The 23,193-nt window shown below is 68.8% G+C and carries 21 protein-coding genes; 4 read left to right on the top strand and 17 right to left on the bottom strand.

What is annotated here, in order from left to right; genetic code table 11:
* Window positions 1–88: 88 nt before the first annotated feature.
* On the bottom strand, window positions 89–565 hold the full coding sequence (locus CUR96_RS09355) for a hypothetical protein (RefSeq protein WP_146008139.1): 477 nt from the start codon (window positions 563–565) through the stop codon (window positions 89–91).
* Window positions 566–645: 80 nt separating this feature from the next.
* Here CUR96_RS09355 and metX point away from each other — a divergent pair, with 80 nt between their 5' ends.
* Window positions 646–1,854 (top strand): homoserine O-acetyltransferase MetX, encoded by a 1,209-nt coding sequence (metX, locus tag CUR96_RS09350; protein WP_102193046.1) that lies wholly within the window; start codon window positions 646–648, stop codon window positions 1,852–1,854.
* A gap of 2 nt (window positions 1,855–1,856) precedes the next feature.
* Here metX and CUR96_RS09345 read toward each other — a convergent pair whose 3' ends face one another.
* Genes CUR96_RS09345 through CUR96_RS09325 form a run of 5 tightly spaced genes read right to left on the bottom strand, consistent with a single transcriptional unit; the run spans window position 1,857 to window position 6,133 of the window.
* Window positions 1,857–2,465 (bottom strand): NUDIX hydrolase, encoded by a 609-nt coding sequence (locus CUR96_RS09345; RefSeq protein WP_102193045.1) that lies wholly within the window; start codon window positions 2,463–2,465, stop codon window positions 1,857–1,859.
* A gap of 22 nt (window positions 2,466–2,487) precedes the next feature.
* Complete coding sequence (locus CUR96_RS09340) at window positions 2,488–3,720, bottom strand: MFS transporter (protein WP_102193044.1); 1,233 nt, start codon at window positions 3,718–3,720, stop codon at window positions 2,488–2,490.
* A gap of 9 nt (window positions 3,721–3,729) precedes the next feature.
* Window positions 3,730–4,062, bottom strand: coding sequence for a thiamine-binding protein (locus tag CUR96_RS09335; RefSeq protein WP_102193043.1), 333 nt, complete (start codon window positions 4,060–4,062; stop codon window positions 3,730–3,732).
* 17 nt (window positions 4,063–4,079) lie between these two features.
* A complete protein-coding gene (locus CUR96_RS09330; RefSeq protein WP_245861162.1) occupies window positions 4,080–5,300 on the bottom strand; it encodes a hypothetical protein in 1,221 nt (406 codons plus the stop codon).
* Window positions 5,297–6,133, bottom strand: a complete 837-nt coding sequence (locus tag CUR96_RS09325; RefSeq protein ID WP_102193042.1) for an NAD(P)H-hydrate dehydratase — start codon at window positions 6,131–6,133, stop codon at window positions 5,297–5,299. Before CUR96_RS09325 ends, CUR96_RS09330 begins: the two co-directional genes overlap by 4 nt.
* A gap of 57 nt (window positions 6,134–6,190) precedes the next feature.
* Here CUR96_RS09325 and CUR96_RS09320 point away from each other — a divergent pair, with 57 nt between their 5' ends.
* Window positions 6,191–7,258, top strand: coding sequence for an NADH:flavin oxidoreductase/NADH oxidase (locus CUR96_RS09320; protein WP_102193041.1), 1,068 nt, complete (start codon window positions 6,191–6,193; stop codon window positions 7,256–7,258).
* 3 nt (window positions 7,259–7,261) lie between these two features.
* On the opposite strand, the gene CUR96_RS09315 is transcribed toward CUR96_RS09320, so the two are convergent.
* A complete protein-coding gene (locus CUR96_RS09315) occupies window positions 7,262–8,329 on the bottom strand; it encodes a hemolysin family protein (protein ID WP_102193040.1) in 1,068 nt (355 codons plus the stop codon).
* Window positions 8,326–9,642, bottom strand: coding sequence for a hemolysin family protein (locus CUR96_RS09310; protein WP_102193039.1), 1,317 nt, complete (start codon window positions 9,640–9,642; stop codon window positions 8,326–8,328). Before CUR96_RS09310 ends, CUR96_RS09315 begins: the two co-directional genes overlap by 4 nt.
* Before the next feature lie 241 nt (window positions 9,643–9,883).
* On the opposite strand from CUR96_RS09310, the gene CUR96_RS09305 reads away from it, so the two are divergent.
* A complete protein-coding gene (locus CUR96_RS09305) occupies window positions 9,884–10,129 on the top strand; it encodes a hypothetical protein (protein ID WP_102193038.1) in 246 nt (81 codons plus the stop codon).
* A 35-nt stretch (window positions 10,130–10,164) separates the two neighbouring features.
* Here the strand turns inward: CUR96_RS09305 and CUR96_RS09300 are convergent, their stop codons facing one another.
* Window positions 10,165–10,584 carry a hypothetical protein gene (locus tag CUR96_RS09300; RefSeq protein WP_102193037.1) on the bottom strand — a complete coding sequence of 140 codons (420 nt, stop codon included), beginning with the start codon at window positions 10,582–10,584 and terminating at the stop codon, window positions 10,165–10,167.
* A 75-nt stretch (window positions 10,585–10,659) separates the two neighbouring features.
* A complete protein-coding gene (locus CUR96_RS09295; RefSeq protein WP_102193036.1) occupies window positions 10,660–12,114 on the bottom strand; it encodes a GuaB1 family IMP dehydrogenase-related protein in 1,455 nt (484 codons plus the stop codon).
* Between the two features lie 159 nt (window positions 12,115–12,273).
* Between CUR96_RS09295 and CUR96_RS09290 the strand changes: the two genes are divergently transcribed.
* A complete protein-coding gene (locus CUR96_RS09290; RefSeq protein WP_102193035.1) occupies window positions 12,274–15,948 on the top strand; it encodes a multifunctional oxoglutarate decarboxylase/oxoglutarate dehydrogenase thiamine pyrophosphate-binding subunit/dihydrolipoyllysine-residue succinyltransferase subunit in 3,675 nt (1,224 codons plus the stop codon).
* 65 nt (window positions 15,949–16,013) lie between these two features.
* Here CUR96_RS09290 and CUR96_RS09285 read toward each other — a convergent pair whose 3' ends face one another.
* Genes CUR96_RS09285 through CUR96_RS09255 form a run of 7 tightly spaced genes read right to left on the bottom strand, consistent with a single transcriptional unit; the run spans window position 16,014 to window position 23,189 of the window.
* On the bottom strand, window positions 16,014–17,030 hold the full coding sequence (locus CUR96_RS09285) for an N-acetylglucosamine kinase (protein WP_245861161.1): 1,017 nt from the start codon (window positions 17,028–17,030) through the stop codon (window positions 16,014–16,016).
* Window positions 17,027–18,283 (bottom strand): 6-phospho-beta-glucosidase, encoded by a 1,257-nt coding sequence (locus tag CUR96_RS09280; RefSeq protein WP_102193033.1) that lies wholly within the window; start codon window positions 18,281–18,283, stop codon window positions 17,027–17,029. The genes CUR96_RS09285 and CUR96_RS09280 overlap by 4 nt, the downstream gene beginning before the upstream one ends.
* A 45-nt stretch (window positions 18,284–18,328) precedes the next feature.
* Complete coding sequence (locus CUR96_RS09275; RefSeq protein WP_102193032.1) at window positions 18,329–19,471, bottom strand: ROK family transcriptional regulator; 1,143 nt, start codon at window positions 19,469–19,471, stop codon at window positions 18,329–18,331.
* 26 nt (window positions 19,472–19,497) lie between these two features.
* Window positions 19,498–20,337, bottom strand: coding sequence for an ABC transporter ATP-binding protein (locus CUR96_RS09270; RefSeq protein WP_102193031.1), 840 nt, complete (start codon window positions 20,335–20,337; stop codon window positions 19,498–19,500).
* Entirely contained in the window at window positions 20,334–21,194 is an 861-nt protein-coding gene (locus CUR96_RS09265; protein ID WP_102193030.1) for an ABC transporter ATP-binding protein, read from the bottom strand. The genes CUR96_RS09270 and CUR96_RS09265 overlap by 4 nt, the downstream gene beginning before the upstream one ends.
* A complete protein-coding gene (locus CUR96_RS09260) occupies window positions 21,191–22,192 on the bottom strand; it encodes an ABC transporter permease (protein WP_102193029.1) in 1,002 nt (333 codons plus the stop codon). Before CUR96_RS09260 ends, CUR96_RS09265 begins: the two co-directional genes overlap by 4 nt.
* Window positions 22,185–23,189, bottom strand: a complete 1,005-nt coding sequence (locus CUR96_RS09255; RefSeq protein WP_102193028.1) for an ABC transporter permease — start codon at window positions 23,187–23,189, stop codon at window positions 22,185–22,187. Before CUR96_RS09255 ends, CUR96_RS09260 begins: the two co-directional genes overlap by 8 nt.
* Window positions 23,190–23,193: the final 4 nt, after the last annotated feature.

Raw genomic sequence — 23,193 nt, 5'->3', positions numbered from 1 at the left:
GCCTGATCCCGTTCCACGCACGGATGCCCCGGACCGCAGCGGTCCGGGGCATCCGTGCGTTCCGGCCGTGCCCTCTGCGGGGCCGGTGTCAGACCGCGGGGGTCGCCGTGACCAGGTAGGCGCCGGCCTCACCGCGGCTGTCGAGCTCGATGATCCAGCTCTGCGTGCTCGTCGTCAACAGCGTGGTCGCGCTCGACGGGCACCGGATGCTCCCGGTGGGCGCGGACCGATGGTCGATCGCGTCCGCCTCGCTGAACCAGAAGTCGACGATCTCGGCACCGGCGCACGATACCGTGACGGAATACTCCGCCGCCGCGCCGTTCTGGTTGTGCCATCCCTGGGGTCCGACCTGTCCGGCGGGTCCGAACGATCCGCGCATCGCGCTCGCGCCCTCGGGGATCGGCTCGTCCTCGAAGAACCCCGCGAACCGATCGAGCGCCGCGGGCCGCACCGTCTTCGTCGGAGCCGGTGCTGAATCGTGCTCCCATGACTGCGGGGTACACGCCGAAAGGCACGCGATCGCCAGCAACGCGGTGACCGCGCCCGCGCCTGTCCGTGTCCTCATGGCCCCGAGTGTAGCCGCCGCGAACGACGCTGAACCGTAACCTTCGCCGGTCCACCGCCCCGGCACGCGACAATGGGAACATGGACTGGCAGACGACCTCTGAAGACACCGTGCCGTCGGCACCGGTGACGGAGGCGGATGTACGCCTGCTCCGCGCGCGGCCGCCGGCCACCGGCGCCTGGCGCGATGGCGACCCCATCGGCGATCGGCGCTTCGCCGGGTTCGGGGCGTTCCGGACCGAGAGCGGCGCCGAGCTCCCCGGCATCCGTCTCGCCTACGAGTCCTGGGGCGAGCTGAACCCCGCACGGGACAACGCCGTGCTGGTACTGCACGCGCTCACCGGTGACAGCCATCTCCGGGGCGAGGCCGGCGCAGGTCACCCCACGGCCGGGTGGTGGGAGCAGATCACCGGCCCCGGCGCTCCCCTGGACACCGACCGGTGGTTCGTCATCGCTCCCAACATGCTGGGCGGGTGCCAGGGTTCCACCGGACCGGCCAGTGTCGCGCCGGACGGCTACGAGTGGGCCTCGCGCTTCCCGTACCTGACCATCCGCGACCAGGTGGCAGCGCAGGTGCGCCTCGCCGACGCTCTCGGCGTCGACGTCTGGGCAGCGGTGATCGGCGGGTCGATGGGCGGGATGCACGCCCTGGAGTGGGCCGTCTCGCACCCGGACCGCGTTCAGCGACTCGCCGTGCTGTCCTCGCCGCCGGTGACCACCGCCGATCAGATCGCACTGAACACCGTGCAGACGGAGACGATCCGGATGGATCCGCGATTCCAGGGCGGCGAGTACTACGACCTCGGCGACGGCGACGGGCCGCATCGCGGGCTCGCCCTCGCCCGGCGGATGGCGCTGCTGAACTACCGCAGCCCGATCGAGCTCAACCAGCGCTTCCAGCGGTCCTGGCAATCCGGCGTGTCCCCGCTCGGTCACGGCGGACGTTTCGCCGTGGAGTCCTACCTGGACTTCCACGGGAACAAGTTCACCCGTCGCTTCGACGCGAACAGCTACGTCACCCTCGTCGAGGCGATGAACTCGCACGACGTCGGGCGCGACCGCGGCGGCGTCGAGGACGCGCTGCGCACCGTCACCGCGACCACGCTCGTGCTCGGCATCGACAGCGACCGACTGTTCCCGATCGACGGGCAGCACCGCATCGCGCGCAGCATCCCGAACACCCTCGATGGCGCTGAGGCCGTGGTGCTCACGAGCGACTTCGGGCACGACGGATTCCTGATCGAGACCGACGCAGTCGGTGTCCACCTGCGACGGCTCCTGGCGAGCTGAGATCAGCCTTTCACGTATCTCCAGGGCAGCGACGCCGCCTCAAGGCGATCGCCGTCCCAGGAGAACACCGGCCCTGTTTCCGTGCGGCTGATCACCGTGCGGTAGGTCCGAGGTTCTCCCGCCGCAGCGAGCGCCGCCTCGACATCCGCGACGGCGGTCATCGCGTGCAACGTCACCCACGTCGGGGGAAACAGCGTCCACTCCCCTGCGGCGTGCCGGGCCAGCGCATCCGCCGGCGTCGTCCACACGACGTCGATGACCTCCTCGGCCGAGGCGAGGACCTCTCCACCGGGATCGGCGCCGACGAAGAACCAGGTCCGGATCCGCTTGGCCGCCTCGACCGGCGGATGCCAGCAGGAGAGCACAACGAGGTCGGACACGACGATCCCGACCTCCTCGAACGTCTCGCGGACGGCGGCACGACAGGCGTCATCCGCTTCTCGAGCACCGGCGATCCGGTCACCGTCTTCGATCCGGCCGCCGGGGAACACCCACGCGTCCGCGAAGGAACCGCGCTCCGGCCTGCGCATCAGGAGAACCTCGAGACCCTCCGCGCCCTCGCGCAGCAGCACCGCCGTACCGGCGACAGGCAGATCCTCGGAGTCGGTCACTCCCACACTCTACGGCGGGCCCTCACGCACCAGCGGAGACCAGTTCGGGCGCCGTCTGTCGTGCCTGAACCCGGTACGACACGACGGCGATGGCGAGGCCGACCACGGCGAGGGCCGCTCCAGTCCACGCGGGGGCCGTGAAACCCCAGCCCGTGGCGATCACTGCGCCGCCGAGGAAGGCGCCGAGGCTGTTGCCGATGTTCAGCCCCGAGTGGTTCACCGCCGCGGCGATCGACTGGTTGTCGCCGGCGACATCCATCAAACGGGTCTGGATCGTGGGACCGAGCACCGACGACACGAAACCGACGACCACGACCAGCACGCTCAGCGTCACGATCCAGAACGACAGCAAGGCCAGGAGCACGAGCACCACCGCCATCGCGGCCAGGCCGATCAGGAGCGTGCGGCGCAGGTCGATGTCGGCGAAGTGCCCGCCGGCGAGATTTCCGACCGTCATGCCGACGCCCATGAGCACCAGCACGATCGGCACGGACCACGCCGGCGATCCGGCGACGTCGGTGACGAGGGGTGCGATGTAGCTGTACACGGCGAAGAAGCCGCCGAATCCGATCGCGCCCACGGCGAGAGTGAGCCAGACCTGCGGGATGCGGAACACGCCGAGTTCCGCACGCATCGTGCGTCCGGGATTTCCGGCGTGCTCCGGAACGAAGAGCCCGATGCAGAGCGTCGCCAGCGCGAACACCAGCGCGACGACGGCGAACGCCGCTCGCCAGCCCCACTGCTGACCGAGGAACGTGCCGAGCGGGACGCCGACGACGTTGGCGACGGTGAGACCGGTGAGGATGAACGCGACGCCCTTGGCCCTGTTGCCCGGGCCCATCACATCGGCGGCGACGAGCGCGCCGATGCCGAAGAACGCACCGTGCGGCAGTCCCGCGAGGAACCGCGAAGCTCCGACGAGCTCGAACGACGGCAGAACCACCGTGAGCGCGTTGAAGACGGTCAGCGCCAGAGCGAGGCCGATCATCACCCGATGCCGCGGGAATCGTGCCACGAACCCCGCGATGGTGGGCGCACCCACGACGACACCGAGCGCGTACAGGGAGATCAGCCAGCCGGCCTGACCCAGGGCATCCTCCGCACTGGCCTCCCAGACGGTCGGCAGGAGGTCGCGGGCGACGTCGGGCAGCAGACCCATGACGACGAATTCGGTCATGCCGATGCCGAAGCTGCCGATGGCGAGAGAGAGGAGCGCCCTCTTCGCCGCACCCCTCGATTCAGTCGAGGGATTCACCCTCTGATGCTACCGGTCCGACGCGTCCTCGATCGCCGCCTCCAGGCGGTCGACCTTCGCGTCCAGCTCGCCGGAGTAGCCGGGGCGGATGTCGGCCTTCAGTACGAGCGACACCCGCGAACCGAACGGCATCACGGCTTCAGTGGCGCGCTTGACGACGTCCATCACCGTGTCCCAATCCGGACCCTCGATCTCGGTGAACATGCTGGTCGTGCGGTGCGCCAGGCCGGACTCGCGGACGACACGCACAGCCGCCGCGACAGCGTCGTGCACCGAGCCGTCCGTGCTTTCGGTGCCACTGGCCGGTGTGCCGCTGGGGGCGACGGAGAAGGCGATGAGCATGGGAGGACCTCCGGTTTTCAGGGTTTCACCGGCACCCGCACGAGTGCACGGATGCCGATGGCGAGCAGGACGATCAGCAGGATGTTCCGTGCAGACAGCAACAGGACGGGCACGAGCTCCGCACGCAGCAGCGCGTCGTAGCTGAGCGGGTAGATGAGGCACGTCAGCGCGCACAGCAGGAGCACGACGACGACCGGCACCCGCGCGCGGGTGCGGTCGAAGACGATCCAGAGGAGGACCGGGGCGATCAGCCAGGTCTGGAATTGCGGGGAACCGACCTTGTTGGTGACGATCAGTGCCGAGACGAGGGCGAGCGCCAGCGGCGGGAACAGCCGGGGAAAGGATGCTCCGCGCATGGCCTTGATCGAGCCGATCAGGGCGATCGCGAGCACGGCGACGATCATCAGGGGCGTGAGCAGGGCGGTGACGACGTCCGCCCCCGCCGCCGCGATCTGGAACGTGAGGATGTCGAAGCTGTACTCGATGCGAGCGGACCCGGTCATGGCGAGCCAGAGGAACGGCGTGGCCGCGACCGCCTCGATCTGCAGGCCTCTGCCTGTCTGCTCGGTGAGGAATCCGAACAGCTCGCCGTCGGCTCCGAGGAGGAAGAGCAGCACGACCACTCCGGCCGTGACCGCTGCGGCGGTGAGGAGCATCCGCATCCGCATCGTGCCGGCGAGGACGGCGGCGACGATCAAAGCGCCCGGCCAGATCTTGATCCAGGCGCCGATCGTCAGGAGGGCGGCGGCGACGGCGGGCCGCTTCCGCAGCCAGAGCCCGCCGATCACGACGAGAGGCACGGTGACCGCGTCGATCCGGTACATCGCGATCGGACCGAGCAGGAACAGCGCAGCCGACCAGGTCCATCCGGCGATCCGATGCGGTCGCGACGCCGTACGGCCGAGCAGCACGCCGAACGCCACGGCGTCGAGCGCCGTCACCAGCACGGCCCAGGCAATGAGATACGCGCCGGACGCGCCGAGCATCGGCACGAGCGGGAGTGAGAGGAGTTTCGCGATGAGCATCGGCAGCAGCGCCAGCTGCGGATAGACCCATTGCTCGGTGATCCCGACGATCGCTCCCCCGCCGAGCGCGGCGGCAGACCACGGTTCGTAGACGAGCACGACGTCGCCCATCGGCTGGCTGGGATAGATCCAGCCGAGCACGGCGACGAGCGCGTGCACGCCGAGGAACATCGCCCACAGTGCGATGAGCCGTCCCGTGCGGGCGGAGGTCACAGCAGCAGATCCGCGATCGCTCGCGGCAGCGCCTCGGCGACGTCCATCGCGACGATCGGATGCCCATGACGACTGTCGTCCTGCGTCATCCCGGCAGCCACGCGCCCGGCGTACCCGTGCAGCCAGGCCCCGGCCGCGGCCGTCTCGGCGAGCGGCGCATCGGGATTCGCAGCGATCAGCGCACCCAGGATGCCCGCGAGCACGTCGCCGGTGCCGGCCGTCGCCATCCAGCCCGTCGCTGCCTCGACGGTGATGATCGCGCCGTCGGGCGAGGCGATGAGCGTCTGCGCGCCCTTGAGCAGCACCGTGCCGCCCAGTCTCGCCGCGGTCTCTGCCGCGGCTGACGCACGATCTTCCGTGGACTCCAGCCGCAGCTGACCGCGCAGCCGGGCGAGCTCCCCCGCGTGCGGAGTGACGAGGATCGGCGCGTCGGCCCCTGCGGCGAGATCGAGCGCGCCGGCATCCACCACCACGGGGACGCGGCCAGCGAGGATGTCGTGCAGCGCCGCCCGTTCGTCGGCGCTGCGGCCGTCGGCATCCGTGCCCGAGCCGATCACCCATGCGCCGATCCGCGTGCCTCCCGTGTCGCTGCCGGTCACCGTCTCGGGGCGCCGGGCGATGACGGCATCCGCTGCCCTTCCCGCACCGACGTGGCGGACGTAGCCAGCGCCGGCGCGCCAGGCGGCTTCAACGCCGAGCACGGCCGCCCCCGGGTACGCGGCCGAACCGGTGCGCAGCGCGACGACACCTCGCGAATACTTGTCGTCGGCGGGCGAGGGGTTGCGCAGGAACGGAATCGTGTCCGCGCGGGACCACTCACGAACCTCGACCATGGACTCCACGTTAGTGCGACCGGCCCTGATGCGTCGTGCGCGCATTACGGTCGAGAGGTGAGCATTCTCTTCTCCCCTCTTCGCCTTCGTTCGATCGAGTTCCGCAACCGGCTCTGGGTATCGCCGATGTGCATGTACAGCGCGGTCGACGGCGTGCCGCAGGAGTGGCACCACACCCACCTGGCGCAGTTCGCCTCAGGCGGTGCCGGTCTCGTCGTGGCCGAAGCCACGGCCGTGGTCCCCGAGGGGCGCATCTCGCCGCGCGACACCGGGCTCTGGAACGATGAGCAGCGCGACGCGTGGGCGCCGATCGTGCAGGCGATCCACGACCGCGGCGCGGTCGCCGGCATCCAGCTCGCGCATGCCGGACGCAAGGCGTCGACGTGGTGGCCGTGGGCTGACGCGCGCGGGTCCGTCCCTTCCACCGAGGGCGGGTGGACCACGACGGCTCCGTCCGCTGTCGCCTACGACGGCTTCGACGCCCCGATCGCGCTGGACGCCGCCGGAATCGAACGCGTCGTCGACGCCTTCGCCGCCTCGGCACGCCGTGCCCTGGACGCCGGATTCGACGTCCTCGAGATCCACGGCGCCCACGGCTACCTGCTGCATCAGTTCCTCTCGCCGCTGTCGAACCGGCGCGCCGACGAGTACGGCGGAGAGCTCGCCAACCGCGCCCGGCTGCTGCTGCGCGTCATCGACGCGGTGCGCGCGGAGTCCGGCGATGACGTTCCGGTGCTCGTGCGCATCTCCGCGACCGACCACGCCGAGGGCGGTTTCACTCCCGAGGAGGCCGCGATCGTCGGCGGATGGGCAGCCGACCACGGCGCCGATCTCGTCGACGTCTCCAGCGGCGGGCTCGTCGCGCATCAGCGGATCGAGGTCTTCCCCGGATATCAGGTCGCGCTGGCGGAGACGGTGCGCCAGGGCGGACGCATCCCCGTCTCGGCCGTCGGCCTGATCACCGCGGCCGAGCAGGCCGAGCGGGTGCTGGAAGAGGGCGCGGCCGACGCGATCTTCGCCGGCCGCGAGTGGCTGCGAGACCCGCACTTCGCCCTCCGCGCCGCGCACGAACTCGGCGCGGAGATCGCGTGGCCTCCGCAGTACGAGCGCGCCCGCTGGCGCTGAGGGTCACTCCCCGCGGCTGATCACTCGACGCGTCGCGTCCTGCACCTCGCCGACGAGCTCTTCGAGGATGTCCTCCAGGAACAGCACGGCCGTGGTCTCGCCCTGCGCGTTGCGCACCTTCGCGAGGTGACGGCCGGCCCGGCGCATCAGGGCGAGCGCGTCCTCCAGGTCCGTGTCCTCCTGGACCGGGACCATGTGATGGATGCGCTTCCTCGGCACCGGCTGGGCGGACTTGGCGACCGCATCCGCACCGTCGGAGGTGCGCAGGATGTCCTTCAGGTGCACGTAACCGATCGGCGCGTCCTCGGCATCGACGATCACGTACCGCGAGAACCCGTAGCGGGCGACGGCCCGTTCGATCTCGTCGGGCGTGATGGTCTCGGGCAACGACACGAGATCACCGAGCGGAACGGCGATGTCGCGGGCCTTCTTGTCGGTGAACTCCAGCGCCGCGGCGAGTGTGCCGGACGCATCCGAGAGCACGCCCTCCCGCCGGGACTGATCGACGATCGTCGCCACCTCCTCGAGGGTGAAGGTCGACGCCGCCTCGTTCTTCGGTTCCACCCGGAACAGCCGCAGCACGGCGTTGGCCGCTCCGTTGAGCAGCCAGATCACCGGCATGAACACCTTCGACACCCACACCAGCGGCGGCGCGAGGATCAGCACGGCCCGGTCGGGCACCGAGAAAGCGAGGTTCTTCGGGACCATCTCGCCGAACACGACGTGCAGGAACGAGACGATGAGCAGCGCGACGGTGAAGGCGACCGCGTCGACCACGCCGTCGGACCATCCGATCGCGTGCAGCGGCTCCGCGAGGAGATGGTGGATCGCCGGCTCCGAGACGTTCAGGATGAGGAGCGAGCAGATCGTGATGCCGAGCTGCGAGGTCGCGAGCATGAGCGTCGCGTGCTCCATCGCGTACAGCGCGGTCCTGGCTGCGCGGGAGCCCAGCTCGGCACGCGGTTCGATCTGCGAGCGTCGCGCGGAGATGACAGCGAACTCGGCGCCGACGAAGAACGCGTTCGCCGCGAGGAGCACCACGAGCCAGATGAGGCCTGCCCAGTCGTTCATCGGGTCGCCTCCTTCTCGGTGTCGTGCGGTGCCGGGATGAATCGGATGCGGTCGACCCGGCGCCCGTCCATCCGCACCACCTGCAGGATGCCGCTGTCGAGGGGCACTTCATCTCCGTTCGACGGCACGCGTTCGAGAACGCTCATGATGAAGCCGCCCACCGTGTCGTACACGTCGCCCTCCGGCACCTCGACGCCCGCGCGGCGGCGGAGTTCGTCGGGGCGCAGCTCTCCGGGGAAGGTGATCCCGTCGCGGCCGCGGACGACGCCGGCCTTGGAGCGATCGTGCTCGTCGGAGACCTCTCCGACGATCTCCTCCACGAGGTCTTCCAGCGTGACCAGTCCCGCCGTCCCGCCGTACTCGTCGACGACGACGGCGAGCTGGTAGCCCCGCGCGCGCAGCTCGGAGATGAGCCCGTCCAGGTGCACGGTCTCCGGCACTCGGAGCGGCTCGGTGGCGAGCGCGCCGACCGGAACCTCCACACGACGCTCGCGCGGGACGGAGACGGCGGCCTTCAGGTGCACCACGCCGGTGATGTCGTCGAGGTCGTCGTCGTAGACCGGGAAGCGGCTGTGCCCGGTTCGGCGGGCGAGCTGGATGAGGTCGTTCGCGGAATCGCCTGCCGAGATCGCGTGCATGCTCGGCCGAGCGGTCATCACGTCACCCGCAGTGAGACGCGCGAAGCTGAGGCTGCGGTCCAGCAGGCTCGCCGTGTCGGCTTCGAGGACGCCGGCACGGGCCGAACGTCGCACCAGCGAGGAGAGCTCTTCCGCGGTGCGCGCCCCGGAGAGCTCCTCCTTCGGCTCGATGCCCATTCCGCGCAGCACGGCGTTGGCGCTGCCGTTGAGCACGATCACGGCGGGCTTGAACACCGTCGTGAACGCGATCTGGAACGGGATGACGAGCTTCGCCGTCGCCAGCGGCAGGGCGAGCGCGAAGTTCTTGGGCACGAGCTCACCGAGGATCATCGACACCATGGTGGCGAGCGTCATCGCCACCACGGTCGCGATCGGCGAGACGGCCGCTTCGGGGACGTTCCAGGCGAGAAACGTCGGACCGAGGATGTTCGAGAGCGCCGGCTCCATCGTGTAGCCGGTGAGCAGGGTCGTCAGGGTGATGCCGAGCTGCGCCGACGACAGATGCGTCGACGTGTGCCGGAGAGCGCTGATCGTGAGCGTCAGTCGTGATTCCCCGCGAGCCTGACGCGCCTCGAGGTCGGCACGGTCGAGATTGACCAGCGCGAACTCGCTCGCGACGAACAGTCCGGTACCGACCGTGAGCAGGAGCCCCACGCCCAACAAGATGTAGTCCATCAGGTGTTCCTCCCGCTGAGGAGAGGTGGACGGTGGGGCGAACTACTGCAACTGGGAGGGTCATCCATCGTGCCGACGATTCTACAGAAGGGATCTGTGATTGCGAGTCGCGGGGTCGCCGCTACCAGCTGACCGGCAGGGCCTTGCCCAGCTACGCGGGAACGACACGCGTGCGGGGACATACGCGTGTCGCCACGCGAGGACGATCGGGGCTGCCGCCTTTGACCGATACGCTCGGCTCATGTCCGGGCCTGCCCTCTTCATCCTCGTCTGGAGCGTTCTCGCCATCCTGATGGGGCTTTTGTTTGCGTTCCGGCCGGACGCAATCGAAGCGTTCGCCGAGAGGCGCGGACAGCGACGCATGATGACGCAGAGGATGCGTCGCTTCCAAGTTCACCTCAACCGCGTCGGGGGTGTGCTTTTCGTTGCTGTGGGGCTCCTGCTTATTGTCCTCGTCGCCCTCGGCGTGATGCCTCCGAAGGAGTAGTCGGCTTCCTTAGCGGAAGCCGAGCGCTACGCGGTTCACACCAAGCCCTCAAAGCTGTCTTCGCCCGGCCGCCAGACCATCCACGATCCGTCGCTAAACCCCATGATCTCCGCGATCTCGACGAAGACCTCGTCCAATGCAGGATCAATCACCACGGTGCCCGTGTCGATAGTGATTCGGATACCCGAACCAGCCCCTTCCGAAGTAGAAGTGACAACGCCGGGCGTCAGTTTTCGTAATGCGTCGGCATACCCAAGATCTGTCTCACGCCAGATCTGGCCCGCAAATTCGATGATTGGCCAGACATAGCAGTTGAGCACGACGGGCATGGCTTCTGACTGTGCGCCATCGAATCTCAACTGCACATAATCGTTAGCGACGAACTCGACGGAGTACATCCGTTCGCCGACGAGCCGAGACAGCAACTCATTCGGTACGTATGCTGCCTCGTCCATGATCTCCAACTCTGCCGGAACCCGGCGATGCGCGCCGACGCATTTCGGAGCGTGTCCCCCACATTCCTCGTGTTACTAGAACATCATGGGCAGCGCCTTGCCCTCTTCGTAGCCGGCGGCCGATTGCAGGCCGACGAGGGCACGCTCGTGGAACTCCGCCACCGTCGCGGCGCCGGCATAGGTGAACGAGGAGCGCACGCCGGAGGTGATCATGTCGAGGAGGTCTTCCACACCGGGGCGCAGCGGATCGAGGTAGATCTTCGACGAGGAGATCCCCTCCGCGAACAGCTCCTTGCGAGCGCGCTCATACGCGTCGAGGCGCCCGAAGCGGGCCTGCACGGCCTTCGTCGAGGCCATCCCCCACGATTCCTTATAGATGCGTCCGTCGGCGTCGCTCTGCAGCTCGCCCGGCGCTTCGATCGTGCCGGCGAACCAGGAGCCGATCATCACGGATGCCGCGCCGGCGGCGAGCGCGAGTGCGACGTCGCGGGGGTAGCGCACCCCGCCGTCGGCCCAGACGTGCGCTCCGACCGCCCGGGCGGCCTCCGCGGTCTCCAGCACCGCGGAGAACTGCGGCCGGCCGACGGCCGTCATCATGCGGGTCGTGCACATCGCCCCCGGGCCGACGCCGACCTTCAGGATCGTGGCGCCGGAGTCGACCAGATCGTTCACGCCGTCAGCGGTGACGATGTTCCCCGCCACGATCGGCAGCCCGAGGTTCAGCTCCGAGACGGAGCGCAGCGCCCGCAGCATCCCCTCCTGGTGTCCGTGCGCGGTGTCCAGGACCAGGACGTCCACGCCGGCCCCGGCGAGCGCCGTCGCCTTCGCCGCCACGTCTCCGTTGATCCCGACCGCCGCCGCGACCACGAGCCGGCCGTGCGCGTCGAGCGCCGGACGGTACAGGGTCGATCGCAGCGCGCTCCGGGCGCTCAGCGTGCCGACGAGATGTCCATGGTGGATGACTGTCATTATCTCCACGCCGGCGTCGGTGATCACGTCGAAGGCATGACGCTCCGACCCGATGTCGTCGGCGTCGAGCGACGGCGTCCCCGAGTGCACGAGGTCGCCCAGCTGCGCATCCGGGAGCGCTGTCGCGAGTCGCGTGGCGGGGAGGATCCCGAGGATGCGGCCGACGTCATAGGGCGCTCGCCCCGTCGCGACGACGATGCCGTGCCCGGCGACCGCCGGGAAGAGTCGGAGCGCATCCGAGACCGACGCCTCCGGCGGCAGCACGAGGGGCGTGTCCCACATCACCGGCTGGCTCTTGACCTCGCGGATCGCCGCATCCAGGTCCTGCAACGGCATGTCCTGCGGAAGCACGCCGATTCCGCCACGCCGGGCGAGCACGGCTGCGAGACGCGGACCCGTCACGGAGTTCATGTTGGATGCCACCAGCGGAAGAGTCGCAGCGGTGCCGTCCTGCGGCGCCAGATCGACCTGCAGGCGGCTGGAGACCGCGGATCTGCGGGGCACGAGAAAGACGTCCGAATAGGTCAGATCGACGGTCGGCAGCGCACCTGAGAACTCCATGCCCCCACGCTACTCACGTCGGGTGCCGTTCGGCTCGTGGTGTCGCGGATTCGGCAGGGGAAACACGTTAGGCTTGTTCGTTGAGAGTGTGCGAGCCCGGACGCATCCTGCGCCCTGGATCGTGAAGACGGATTCAGTGATGAAAGAGGGCGATCGAGCGTGTCGAACCAGGTGACCGGCGTCGGGGGCGACGGGGGGTTCGGAGCCAATTCCTGGCTCGTCGAAGAGCTCTACGAACAGTTCAAGGTGAACCGCGACTCCGTCGACAAGGAGTGGTGGCCCATCCTCGAGAACTACCAGCCGGAGACCGGCGCTCCCCCGGCGGATGCGCAGCCCGCGGAGCAGCAGCCCGCGCATCCGGTCACGGCACCCATCCCCGTGATCGGCGCACAGCCGGTCGCCAGGACCACCACCAAGCCCGCGGCATCCGCCCCGATCCCCGCCCAGGCGCCCAAGCCCGAGGCGAAGAGCGATCCGGTCGAGGCCGCCGAGGAAGACAAGGTCACCGTCCTCCGCGGCATGACCAAGACCCTCGCCGCGAACATGGACGAGTCGCTCACCGTCCCCACCGCGACCAGCGTCCGCACCATCCCGGCCAAGCTGATGATCGACAACCGCATCGTCATCAACAACCACATGGCGCGCACACGCGGCGGCAAGATCAGCTTCACGCACCTCATCGGCTGGGCCCTCATCCAGACGCTCAAGGAGTTCCCCAGCCAGAACGTGTTCTACGCCGAGATCGACGGCAAGCCGTCGGTCGTCGCACCGGCGCACGTGAACCTCGGCATCGCCATCGACCTGCCGAAGCCCGACGGCACGCGCGCGCTCATGGTGCCGAGCATCAAACGCGCCGACACGATGTCCTTCACCGAGTACCTCACCGCCTACGAGGACCTGATCCGCCGCGCGCGCGGCAACAAGCTCACCGCCGCGGACTTCCAAGGCACGACACTGTCGCTCACCAACCCCGGTGGCATCGGCACCGTCCACTCCGTGCCGCGTCTCATGAAGGGGCAGGGAGCCATCATCGGCGCCGGCGCCCTCGAGTACCCGGCCGAGTTCCAGGGCGCGAGCGAGAAGACGCTGAACGAGCTGGCGATCGGCAAGACGATCACCCTCACCAGCACCTACGACCACCGCGTCATCCAGGGCGCCGGATCCGGCGAGTTCCTCAAGAAGGTGCACGAACTGCTCATCGGGCAGCGCGGCTTCTACGACGACATCTTCGCGGCCCTGCGCATCCCGTACGCCCCGATCCACTGGAACGCCGACATCGCCGTCGACCTCGCCGAGCGCGTCGACAAGACCGCCCGAGTGCAGGAGCTGATCAACTCGTTCCGTGTGCGCGGCCACCTGATGGCCGACATCGACCCGCTGGAGTACGTGCAGCGTTCGCACCCCGACCTCGAGATCGAGACGCACGGCCTCACCTTCTGGGACCTCGATCGCGAGTTCGTCACCGGCGGCTTCGGCGGTCGGCGTGTCGCAAAGCTGCGCGACATCCTCGGCGTCCTCCGTGACTCCTACTGCCGCACGCTCGGCATCGAGTACATGCACATCCAGGATCCTGAGCAGCGGCGCTGGTTCCAGGAGAAGGTCGAGCTCAAGTACCAGAAGCCCGGCCACGACGAGCAGCTGCGGGTGCTCCGCAAGCTCAACGAGGCCGAGGCGTTCGAGACGTTCCTGCAGACGAAGTTCGTCGGGCAGAAGCGGTTCTCGCTGGAGGGCGGCGAGTCGCTCATCCCGCTGCTCGACGAGATCCTGCAGGGAGCGGCGACAGCCGGCCTCGAGGGCGCGGCGATCGGCATGGCGCACCGCGGCCGCCTGAACGTGCTCACCAACATCGGCGGCAAGACCTACGGGCAGGTGTTCCGCGAGTTCGAGGGCACCCAGACGCCGGGCAACCAGCGCGGCTCCGGTGACGTGAAGTACCACCTGGGAACCGCAGGCACCTTCATCGCCGATGACGGCGGAGAGCTCCCCGTCTACCTCGCAGCGAACCCGTCGCACCTGGAGACCGTGGACGGCGTGCTCGAGGGCATCGTCCGCGCCAAGCAGGACCGGCACCCGATCGGCACCTTCTCGTGGCTGCCGATCCTCGTGCACGGCGACGCCGCTTTCGCCGGCCAGGGTGTCGTCGTCGAGACGCTGCAGATGTCGCAGCTGCGCGGCTACCGCACGGGCGGCACGATCCACGTCGTGGTCAACAACCAGGTCGGATTCACCACCACGCCGACGGACGCGCGCTCCTCGGTGTATGCGACGGACGTCGCCAAGACCATCCAGGCTCCGATCTTCCACGTGAACGGCGACGACCCCGAAGCCGTCATCCACGTCGCACAGCTCGCGTTCGAGTACCGCGAGCGGTTCCACCGCGACGTCGTGATCGATCTCGTCTGCTACCGCAGACGTGGCCACAACGAGGGCGATGACCCTTCGATGACGCAGCCGCTGATGACCGACCTCATCCAGGCGAAGCGCTCGGTCCGCCGCCTCTACACCGAGGCTCTCGTCGGCCGCGGCGACATCACCGAGCAGGAGTACGAAGAGGCGAAGGCCGACTTCCAGAACCGCCTCGAGATCGCATTCGCCGAGACGCACGCCGCCGAGACCGGTGCGACCCCGATCGCCCCGGTCACCGCCCCTGTCGACGAGCAGGAGGGCGCGCCCGAGGTCACCGGCGTCGCGAACGAGGTCATCCAGCTCATCGGCGACGCCTTCGTGAACAAGCCGGAAGGCTTCACTGTGCACCCGAAGGTGCAGCAGCTGCTCGACAAGCGCGCAGACATGAGCCGCAACGGCGGAATCGACTGGGCGTTCGGCGAGCTGCTCGCGTTCGGATCGCTGCTGCTCGAGGGCACACCGGTGCGCCTCGCCGGACAGGATGCCCGTCGCGGCACCTTCGTGCAGCGTCACGCCGTGATGCACGATCGCACGAACGGGCAGGAATGGCTGCCGCTGGCGAACCTCTCCGAGAGCCAGGGCCGCGTCTGGGTCTACGACTCGCTGCTCAGCGAATACGCCGCCCTCGGCTACGAGTACGGATACTCCGTCGAGGCGCCCGAGGCGCTGGTGCTGTGGGAGGCGCAGTTCGGCGACTTCGTCAACGGCGCTCAGTCCGTCATCGACGAGTACATCTCGGCCGCCGAGCAGAAGTGGGGCCAGCACTCCAGCGTCACGCTGCTGCTGCCGCACGGCTACGAGGGCCAGGGACCCGACCACTCCTCCGCGCGCATCGAGCGGTTCCTGCAGCTGTGCGCGCAGGACAACATGATCGTGGCCCGCCCCTCGACGCCGGCATCCCATTTCCACCTGCTGCGGCGACAGGCCTACTCGCGTCCGCGCAAACCGCTGATCGTCTTCACGCCGAAGGCGATGCTGCGCCTGCGCGGCGCGACCAGCCCGGTCGAGGCGTTCACCCAGGGCCGTTTCGAGCCGGTCATCGACGACGACCGCGGGCTCGACCGCTCCGCCGTCAAGCGCGTGCTCGTGCACTCCGGCAAGATCCACTGGGATCTGCGCAGCGAGCTCGAGAAGAAGCCCAACCCGGAGATCGCGCTGGTGCGGCTCGAGCAGCTGTACCCGACTCCGATCGATGAGCTGAAGGCGATCACCGATTCGTACCCGAACGCCGAGCTGGTGTGGGTGCAGGATGAGCCGGAGAACCAGGGTGCCTGGCCCTTCCTCGCGCTCGCCTTCGCCGATGTTCCCGGCGATCGCACCTTTCAGCCGGTGGCGAGAGCGGCATCCGCCTCTCCGGCGACCGGGTCCTCGAAGGTGCATGCCGCCGAGCAGGCGCAGCTGCTGCGCACGGCACTCACCATCGGCTGACCGCAGACGCACGGAAAGAGGCATCCCGGCTTCGGCTGGGATGCCTCTTCCGCATGCACGCGGTGTCAGCCGGTGCGGAGCGGCATCCGCTGCTGGAATCTCTCGTCGGTGCTGAGTCCTGCTCGTGCACGCTCGAGGGCCAGCTCGTCGCCGCCGGCCGCGGCCAGTGCGAGCAGCGCCGCCCCGAGGACCGGCGGGGCATCGACGACGGTGAGCCGCACGTGCGGCGCCACCCTGCCGAGACCCTCGCGGATGCCGGTCAGGAGAAGCGGATCCCGCGAGCGCGCGACTCCTCCCCCGAAGACGACAGGCACGGCGGCGCCCTGAAGCCCGAGCCTCAGCACGCACGCCTGCACGTAGGCGACGACCTCCTCGGCCTGCCGCTGCACCACGCTCAGGGCGACCGCGTCGCCGGCGTGCGCCGCCTCGAACACGAGCGGCGCGAGCGCTGCGAAGCCCTCGTCCTGGCGTCTATCCAAGTGCACGTCCTCGATCAGCGCGGCCACTGTCGGCGCATTGACACGGTCCAGCAGCAGCCCGCGCAGAGCCGTCGCCGGTCCCCTGCCGTCTTCGGCGCGTGCGGCGTGCCAGACCACGGCGCCGCCCAGTTCGCTGCCGCCGCCCCAGTCGCCGGAGAGCGGTCCGAGGGCGGGGAAGCGCACCACCGCGCCGTCGGCCCGTACGCCGATCGCGTTCATCCCGGTGCCGCAGATCACGGCGACCGCGTCGGCCGAATCGGTTCCGGCGCGCAGCAGCGCATGCAGGTCGTTCTCGACGGCCACGACTGTGCCCGCCCATTCCCGGTCGGCGATCGCAGCGCGATACGCCACGATCTCCTCTGTCAGGTCGAGACCGGACAGATACAGGCTCACCTGCATCAGGTTCCGCGGATCACGCCCGCCGAGAGCGCGGTCGACCAGGTCGTCGATCACCCCGACGGAGGCGTCGAGGCCCTCCAGCTGAGGGCTCGAACCGCTGCCCCTCTCCCAGGCGAGCACCTCACCCGTGGTGTCGAGGAGGACCACATCGGTCTTCGATCCGCCGCCGTCGACGGCGAGGACGAGGCCGGGCGACGCACTCACGCCCACTCCAGGAACTGCGAGTTCGCAGCCAGGAGGAGGTCGGTGAGATTCTCGGCCCGCTCATGCTGCAGCACCAGCGGGTGGGCGCGCATCGCACGGAGCACTCGATCGCGTCCGCCCTGGATCGCCGCGTCCAGGGCGAGACGTTCGTATCCGGCGACGGCACTGATCAGGCCGCTGATGTCGTCCGGCAGCGCGGCCACCGGCTCGGCGACGAACCTGCCGCCGACGTGCCGCGCGGGCACCTCGATGACGTGGTCGTCCGGCAGGAACGGCAGCACGCCGTCGTTGCGCAGGTTCACGACCCGCGGCACATCGGTCCCGCCACGGATGGCGATGAGCAGTTCGATCGCCGCCTCCGAGTAGAAGGCCCCGCCGCGCTGCTCGAGGATCGCGGGCTTCGTGTCGACCGCCGGGTCGGCATACAGTCCGAGCAGTTCGTTCTCGATCGCCCGCACCTCCTGTGCGCGCGTCGCGTGGTGCCGCTGCTCATGCAGCACCTCGTCATGCGCGTAGTAGTAGCGCAGGTAGTACGACGGGATCACACCGAGCTGCGACAGCAGCTCCGGTGCGAGCTCGACGTCATCCGCGAGCCCCTGCAGGTTGCTGTCCAGGAGTCCTGGCAGCACATCCTTGCCGTCGACGAATACGCCGCGTTCCCAGGTGAGGTGGTTCAGCCCGACGTGCGCCAGGCCGACCCGATCGGGTTCGACCCCCGCCTCGGCCGCGAAGCGCCGCTGGAATCCGATGGCGACGTTGCACAGTCCGACCGCCCGGTGCCCGGCCAGCAGAAGGGCGCGGGTCACGATTCCGACGGGATTGGTGAAGTCCACGATCCAGGCATCGGGTTTCGCGTGCGTACGCACGACCTCGGCGATCCGCAGGACGACGGGCACCGTGCGCAGAGCCTTCGCCAGGCCACCGGGGCCCGTCGTCTCCTGGCCGATGCAGGAGACCTCGTGCGGCCACGTCTCATCCTGCTCGCGGGCGTCCTGCCCGCCGATCCGCAACTGGATGAGAACGGCATCCGCGTCGCTGACTCCGCCGGCGAGGTCGTCCGTCGCCGTCAAGCGCGCCGGATGGCCGGCGCGAGCCAGCATCCGTCGGGACACGCCGCCGACGAGTTCGAGCCGCGTGCGGTCGCTGTCGACCAGGACGATCTCCTCGATCGGCAGTTGCTGCTGAAGTCGGATGAATCCGTCGATCAGCTCCGGGGTGTATGTCGATCCACCGCCGACGATGGCGAGTTTCATTGCTCTCCTTGCTTTCTCTGCATCTCTGCGCCCGATGGCCGGGCGTCACTGTGTGGGAATGCGCTCTTCGAGGCGTTCCCTGATCTGCTGCACCAGCAGGCGGCGTGCGCCCACCAGGACCGCGGTGCTTCCGGTCGAACTGAGCAGCACCGTCGGCGTCGGGCGGTCATCGCCGGCGAGGCGATCCATCACGGCGGAGGCGAGCCGTGTGCCGCAGGCGAGAGCTGTCGGCCCGCCGAGCACGACCATCTCGGGGTCGAGGACGGCGAGCACGGGTTCGAGGGTGAGGGCGATCCGTTCGGCGATGACGCCGAGCGCCGCATGGTCGTCGGCGAGGGCGAGGAGGCCCTCCGGATAGCGTGCGGCCGCGCCACCGAGGAGCTGCCGAACAGCGTCGGATCCGAGCAGCTCCGTGGTTCCGGCGCCCGGGGCGCCGGAACCGGCGGCGACGGTGAGGTATCCGACCTCGCCGGCGCTCCCGTGCGCGCCGCGATGGATGCTGCCAGCGAGGTCGACGCCGACACCGAGCCCCACGCCGATCCACAGCAGGGCGAAGCTGCCGGCATCCCGCGCCACGCCGACGGCGCGCTCGGCCATGGTCGCAAGATTGACGTCGTTCTCCAGTGTCACCGCGACGCCGAGCGACTGCTCGATGCGCTCCCGCGAGCCGGTCGATGGCCATCCTGGGAGCGTGTCCGTCATCGAGATGGAATCCTCCGCGCGGCCCACGGCGCCCTGCACACCGACCGTCACGGCCTCGACGGTGTGCTGCTCGGCATCGGCCGCGGCGCAGGCGGCGTCGATCGCACGCCCGATGTCACCCTCCGGGGTTCGTCCGGCTCTGTCGACGGGAAGTTCGATGACGGGATGCTCGGCCGCAGCCGCGTCGACGAGGACGGCCTGGATCGTGTCCTCCCGCATGCTGATCGCGACGCCGGTGATCCGATCGGTGCGCACGCCCCAGCTCACGGCACTCGGCCCGCGGTTTCCGGCCACCTCGCCGACGGGGCGCACCAGGTCGGCGCGTTTCAGGCGCGCGATCATCTGCGTGGCGGTCGGCTTGGACATCCCCGTCAACTCGCCCAGCCGCGTCCGCGTGAGCGGGCCGTGCTCGAGGAACAGGTGCAGGGCCTCGCGGTCGTTCCTTGTGCGCAACCAGGACGAGGTGCCCGGATCGATCTGTGACATGGGATTCCCTTGGACGATGCCGCGGCTCAGACCGAGCGGAGTTCGCGGCGGACCTCGTCGCGGAGTCTGCCGAGGTTGTCCGGTTCGGGAGCGGCTCCGAGCAGAGTTCTGGTGTACTCGTGCTGCGGGTTCAGGATGACGTCGTCGGCGGGGCCGCGTTCCACGACGTCACCGCGGTAGAGCACCATGATCTCGTCGGAGAAATGCCGCGCGGTCGCGAGGTCGTGGGTGATGTAGAGCACGCCCAGGTTCTCCTCCCGCTGCAGGTCCGCGAGCAGGTTCAGCACTCCGAGACGGATCGAGACGTCCAGCATGGACACCGGCTCATCGGCGACGATGAATCCGGCTCCGGGGGCCAGCGCCCTGGCGATCGCGACGCGCTGGCGCTGCCCGCCGGAGAGCTCGTGCGGACGACGATCGATGTAGCTCTCCGCCGGCGTGAGGCGGACCCGCTCGAGTAATTCGATCGCGCGTTCGCGCACTGCCGCGGCACTCAGTTGCGGACGATGGATGCGGATCGGACGCTCCAGATGGTGACCGATGGTGTGAAACGGGTTCAGCGACGCGAAGGGGTCCTGGAACACCATCTGCACCTGCGACCGGTACGCGGCGATGTCCTTCGAACGGGTGCCGGTGCGGTGGCCGTCCAGCAGGATCTGCCCGCCGGTCGGGCTCTCCAGCTTCATCAGCATCCGCGCGATCGTCGACTTCCCCGACCCGGATTCCCCCACCAGTGCGAGCGTCCTGCCGGCCGCGATCGTGAACGAGACGTCCTTCACCGCGTGCAGAGTGTGCGTGCGGAACCCCGACCGGAGGGTGAAGTCCTTCACCAGGTTCCGGGCCTCCAGAGTGGATGTCTCGTTCATCGGACCTGCTCCTCGATCGATGCGCCGGTGCGGACGAAGTCGCCCCGCTCGCCCTTCAGCGACGGGAAGCTGGAGAGCAGCTTCCTCGTGTACTCGTGCTGCGGCGACCGGTAGATCTCCTCGGCCGTGCCCTGCTCCACGATCTCCCCCTGCAGCATCACCGCGATCCGGTCACTGATCTCGATCAGCATCGGCAGATCATGCGTGATGAAGATCACCGCGAACCCGAGCCGCTCCCGCAGCCGCATGATCTCGCGGATGATGTCCCGCTGCACGACGACATCGAGCGCCGTGGTCGGCTCGTCCATGATCATCACCTGCGGATCCAGAGCGAGGGCCATCGCGATCATCATGCGCTGGCGCATCCCACCGGAGAGCTCGTGCGGAAACGAGGTGAGACGGGCGGGGTCCACCCCGACGAGGGTGAGGAGTTCCTCGGCCCGCTCGGCCTTCGCCTTCCGCGACATCCCTGGCCGGTGCGTGTCGAAGATGTCGAAGATCTGCGCCCGCACCGAGATGACCGGGTTCAGCGAGTTCATCGCCCCCTGGAACACCATCGAGATCTTGTCCCAGCGGAAGGCCCTGAGCCCCTCCGATTCCAACGCCACGATATCGATGTCGGATCCATCGCGGTCATGGAAGGTGATCTCGCCGCTCGTCATCAGCGCCGGTGCCTTCAGCAGCCGATTCATGCCGTACGCCAGGGTGGTCTTGCCGCAACCGGATTCCCCTGCAAGGCCCAGGATCTCGCCGCGGTTGAGCGTCAGCGACACGTCGCGGACGGCCTTCACCGGTGGATCGACCTCGTACTCGATCGACACGTTGCGTGCTGTCAGCACGGCTTCGGGAACGCTCATGCGACTGCTCCATCTCCCGCGATGCCGACGCCGGCGCGACGCGCTCGGCGCTGCCGCCGTGCCGCCATCGGCGCCAGACGCAGCTTCGGGTTCACGATCTCGTCGATCGCGAAGTTGATCAGCGAGAGACCAGCGCCGATCAGGGCGATGATCGCTCCTGGAGGGACGAACCACCACCATGCGCTGCTACCGACCGCCTGGCCGGTCTGCGCGTCGTTGAGCACGGTGCCGAGAGTGATCGACCCCGTCGGCCCGAGACCCAGGTACGACAGGCCCGCCTCACCGAGGACGGCGAAGATCACGCCGAAGATGAGCTGCGCGGCGAGCAGCGGCACGAGGTTGGGCAGGATCTCCACGAAGATCACCCGCATGGGTCGCTCCCCTGCCACGACGGAGGCTGCGACGTAGTCCCGCGTGCGCAGCGAACGTGCCGTGCCGCGCAGCACCACCGCCGACCCCGCCCATCCGGTGATGCCGAGCACGAGGGCCACGAGCAGCGAGCTGCGAGCCAGCGCCCCGAGTCCCTCGGTGTTCTGCACGTACGCCGCGATCACCATCACGAGCGGAAGACCGGGGATGACGAGCATGATGTTGGTCATCAGCGTGAGGACCTCGTCGAGGACTCCGCCGAAGTACCCTGCGAGCACCCCGAACACGAGCGCGAGCACAAGCGAGACGAGGCCCGCGACCGCGCCGACGAACAGTGATCCCTGAGTTCCGGTCGCGATCTGCGAGAGCACGTCGTAACCGAGCTTGGTGGTGCCGAGTGGATGCTCGGCACCGGGCGGGAGCAGCGCATCGAAGCTCGCGTCGCGCGGGTCGCCGAGGAAGAGCGGCCCGAGCAGACCGAACACCACGATCACGCCGACGATGATGATCCCGGCGAGGAGCTTGCCCGACATCGTGAGCCCGCTGCGCCGACGCGCGCGGCCGGACTGAGAGACCGCCACGGCATGGGTGGAATCGGGAGGAGAAAGGAGAAGCATCTGTTCAGCCATCGCGTCGTACTCTCGGGTCGATGAATCCGTAGACCAGATCCATGAGGAAGTTGGCGGCCAGCACGGTCAGAGTGATGACGAGGAAGACGCCCTGCATCAGCGCGTAGTCCAGTCCCTGAACCGCCTGGATCATCAGCTTGCCGATGCCCGGGTAGCTGAACACCTGCTCGGTCACGATGGAGCCGGCGACCACGAATCCCAGGGCGATGCCGAAACCGGAAAGGCTCGGGATCGCCGCGTTGCGGGCGGCGTAGGCGGTGCGGATGCGGGAGCGGGTCAGGCCCTTGGCCTCCGCCGTGATGACGTAGTCCTCGGCCATCGTCTGGACCATCATGTTGCGCATCCCCAGCAGCCATCCGCCGACCGAGGAGATCACGATCGTTGTCGCCGGCAGGATGGCGTGCAGCAGGGTGCTGCCGATGAACGCCGGACTCCACTCGGGGCCGGCCGGGAACTCGAACACGTCGTACCCGCCGATGATCGGCAACAGCCCGAGCTGAACGGAGAACACCGCGACGAGGACGAGCGCCAGCCAGAAGTACGGAACGGACTGGAGGAACGTGGTGATCGGGACGAGCTGATCGACCCAGGTGCCGCGGAGCCATCCCACCCACGCGCCGGCGATGATGCCGATGACGAAGGAGACGATGGTCGCGGCACCCACGAGGGTCACCGTCCACGGCAAAGCCGCGGTGATGAGCTCGCCCACCGGGGCCGGGTATCGGGTCGAGGAGACTCCGAGATCACCCTGCAGCAGCCGGCCCCAGTAGGCGAGGTACTGGTCCCACAGACTCGATCCCTTCTCTGCGCCCAGGATGGAGGTGATCGCTTTGATCGTCTCCTCCGACAACGGCCGATTGCCGTTCGCACGCCGGAGCTTTCCCAGCATGATCGCAGCGGGATCGCCCGGAAGCATCCGCGGGAGCAGGAAGTTGAGGGAGATCGCGGCCCACAGTGTGACGACGTAGAACACGATGCGTCGCATCCAGAACTTCACGAGA

The organism is Microbacterium aurantiacum (assembly GCF_002872075.1).
GTDB classification, from domain to species: domain Bacteria; phylum Actinomycetota; class Actinomycetes; order Actinomycetales; family Microbacteriaceae; genus Microbacterium; species Microbacterium aurantiacum_A.
Note: the sequence above shows the minus strand (reverse complement) of the source record. Positions and strands in the feature narration are given on the sequence as shown.

Excerpts from the sequence above, each read along its gene's own strand:
- CUR96_RS09315 (WP_102193040.1), bottom strand. The coding sequence starts at position 8,329 with ATGAACGACTGGGCAGGCCTCATCTGGCTCGTGGTGCTCCTCGCGGCG.
- CUR96_RS09260 (WP_102193029.1), bottom strand. The coding sequence starts at position 22,192 with ATGGCTGAACAGATGCTTCTCCTTTCTCCTCCCGATTCCACCCATGCC.
- CUR96_RS09270 (WP_102193031.1), bottom strand. The coding sequence starts at position 20,337 with ATGAACGAGACATCCACTCTGGAGGCCCGGAACCTGGTGAAGGACTTC.
- CUR96_RS09355 (WP_146008139.1), bottom strand. The coding sequence starts at position 565 with ATGAGGACACGGACAGGCGCGGGCGCGGTCACCGCGTTGCTGGCGATC.
- metX (WP_102193046.1), top strand. The coding sequence starts at position 646 with ATGGACTGGCAGACGACCTCTGAAGACACCGTGCCGTCGGCACCGGTG.
- CUR96_RS09310 (WP_102193039.1), bottom strand. The coding sequence starts at position 9,642 with ATGGACTACATCTTGTTGGGCGTGGGGCTCCTGCTCACGGTCGGTACC.
- CUR96_RS09305 (WP_102193038.1), top strand. The coding sequence starts at position 9,884 with ATGTCCGGGCCTGCCCTCTTCATCCTCGTCTGGAGCGTTCTCGCCATC.
- CUR96_RS09295 (WP_102193036.1), bottom strand. The coding sequence starts at position 12,114 with ATGGAGTTCTCAGGTGCGCTGCCGACCGTCGATCTGACCTATTCGGAC.
- CUR96_RS09300 (WP_102193037.1), bottom strand. The coding sequence starts at position 10,584 with ATGGACGAGGCAGCATACGTACCGAATGAGTTGCTGTCTCGGCTCGTC.
- CUR96_RS09335 (WP_102193043.1), bottom strand. The coding sequence starts at position 4,062 with ATGCTCATCGCCTTCTCCGTCGCCCCCAGCGGCACACCGGCCAGTGGC.
- CUR96_RS09325 (WP_102193042.1), bottom strand. The coding sequence starts at position 6,133 with ATGGTCGAGGTTCGTGAGTGGTCCCGCGCGGACACGATTCCGTTCCTG.
- CUR96_RS09275 (WP_102193032.1), bottom strand. The coding sequence starts at position 19,471 with ATGTCACAGATCGATCCGGGCACCTCGTCCTGGTTGCGCACAAGGAAC.
- CUR96_RS09265 (WP_102193030.1), bottom strand. The coding sequence starts at position 21,194 with ATGAGCGTTCCCGAAGCCGTGCTGACAGCACGCAACGTGTCGATCGAG.
- CUR96_RS09280 (WP_102193033.1), bottom strand. The coding sequence starts at position 18,283 with ATGAAACTCGCCATCGTCGGCGGTGGATCGACATACACCCCGGAGCTG.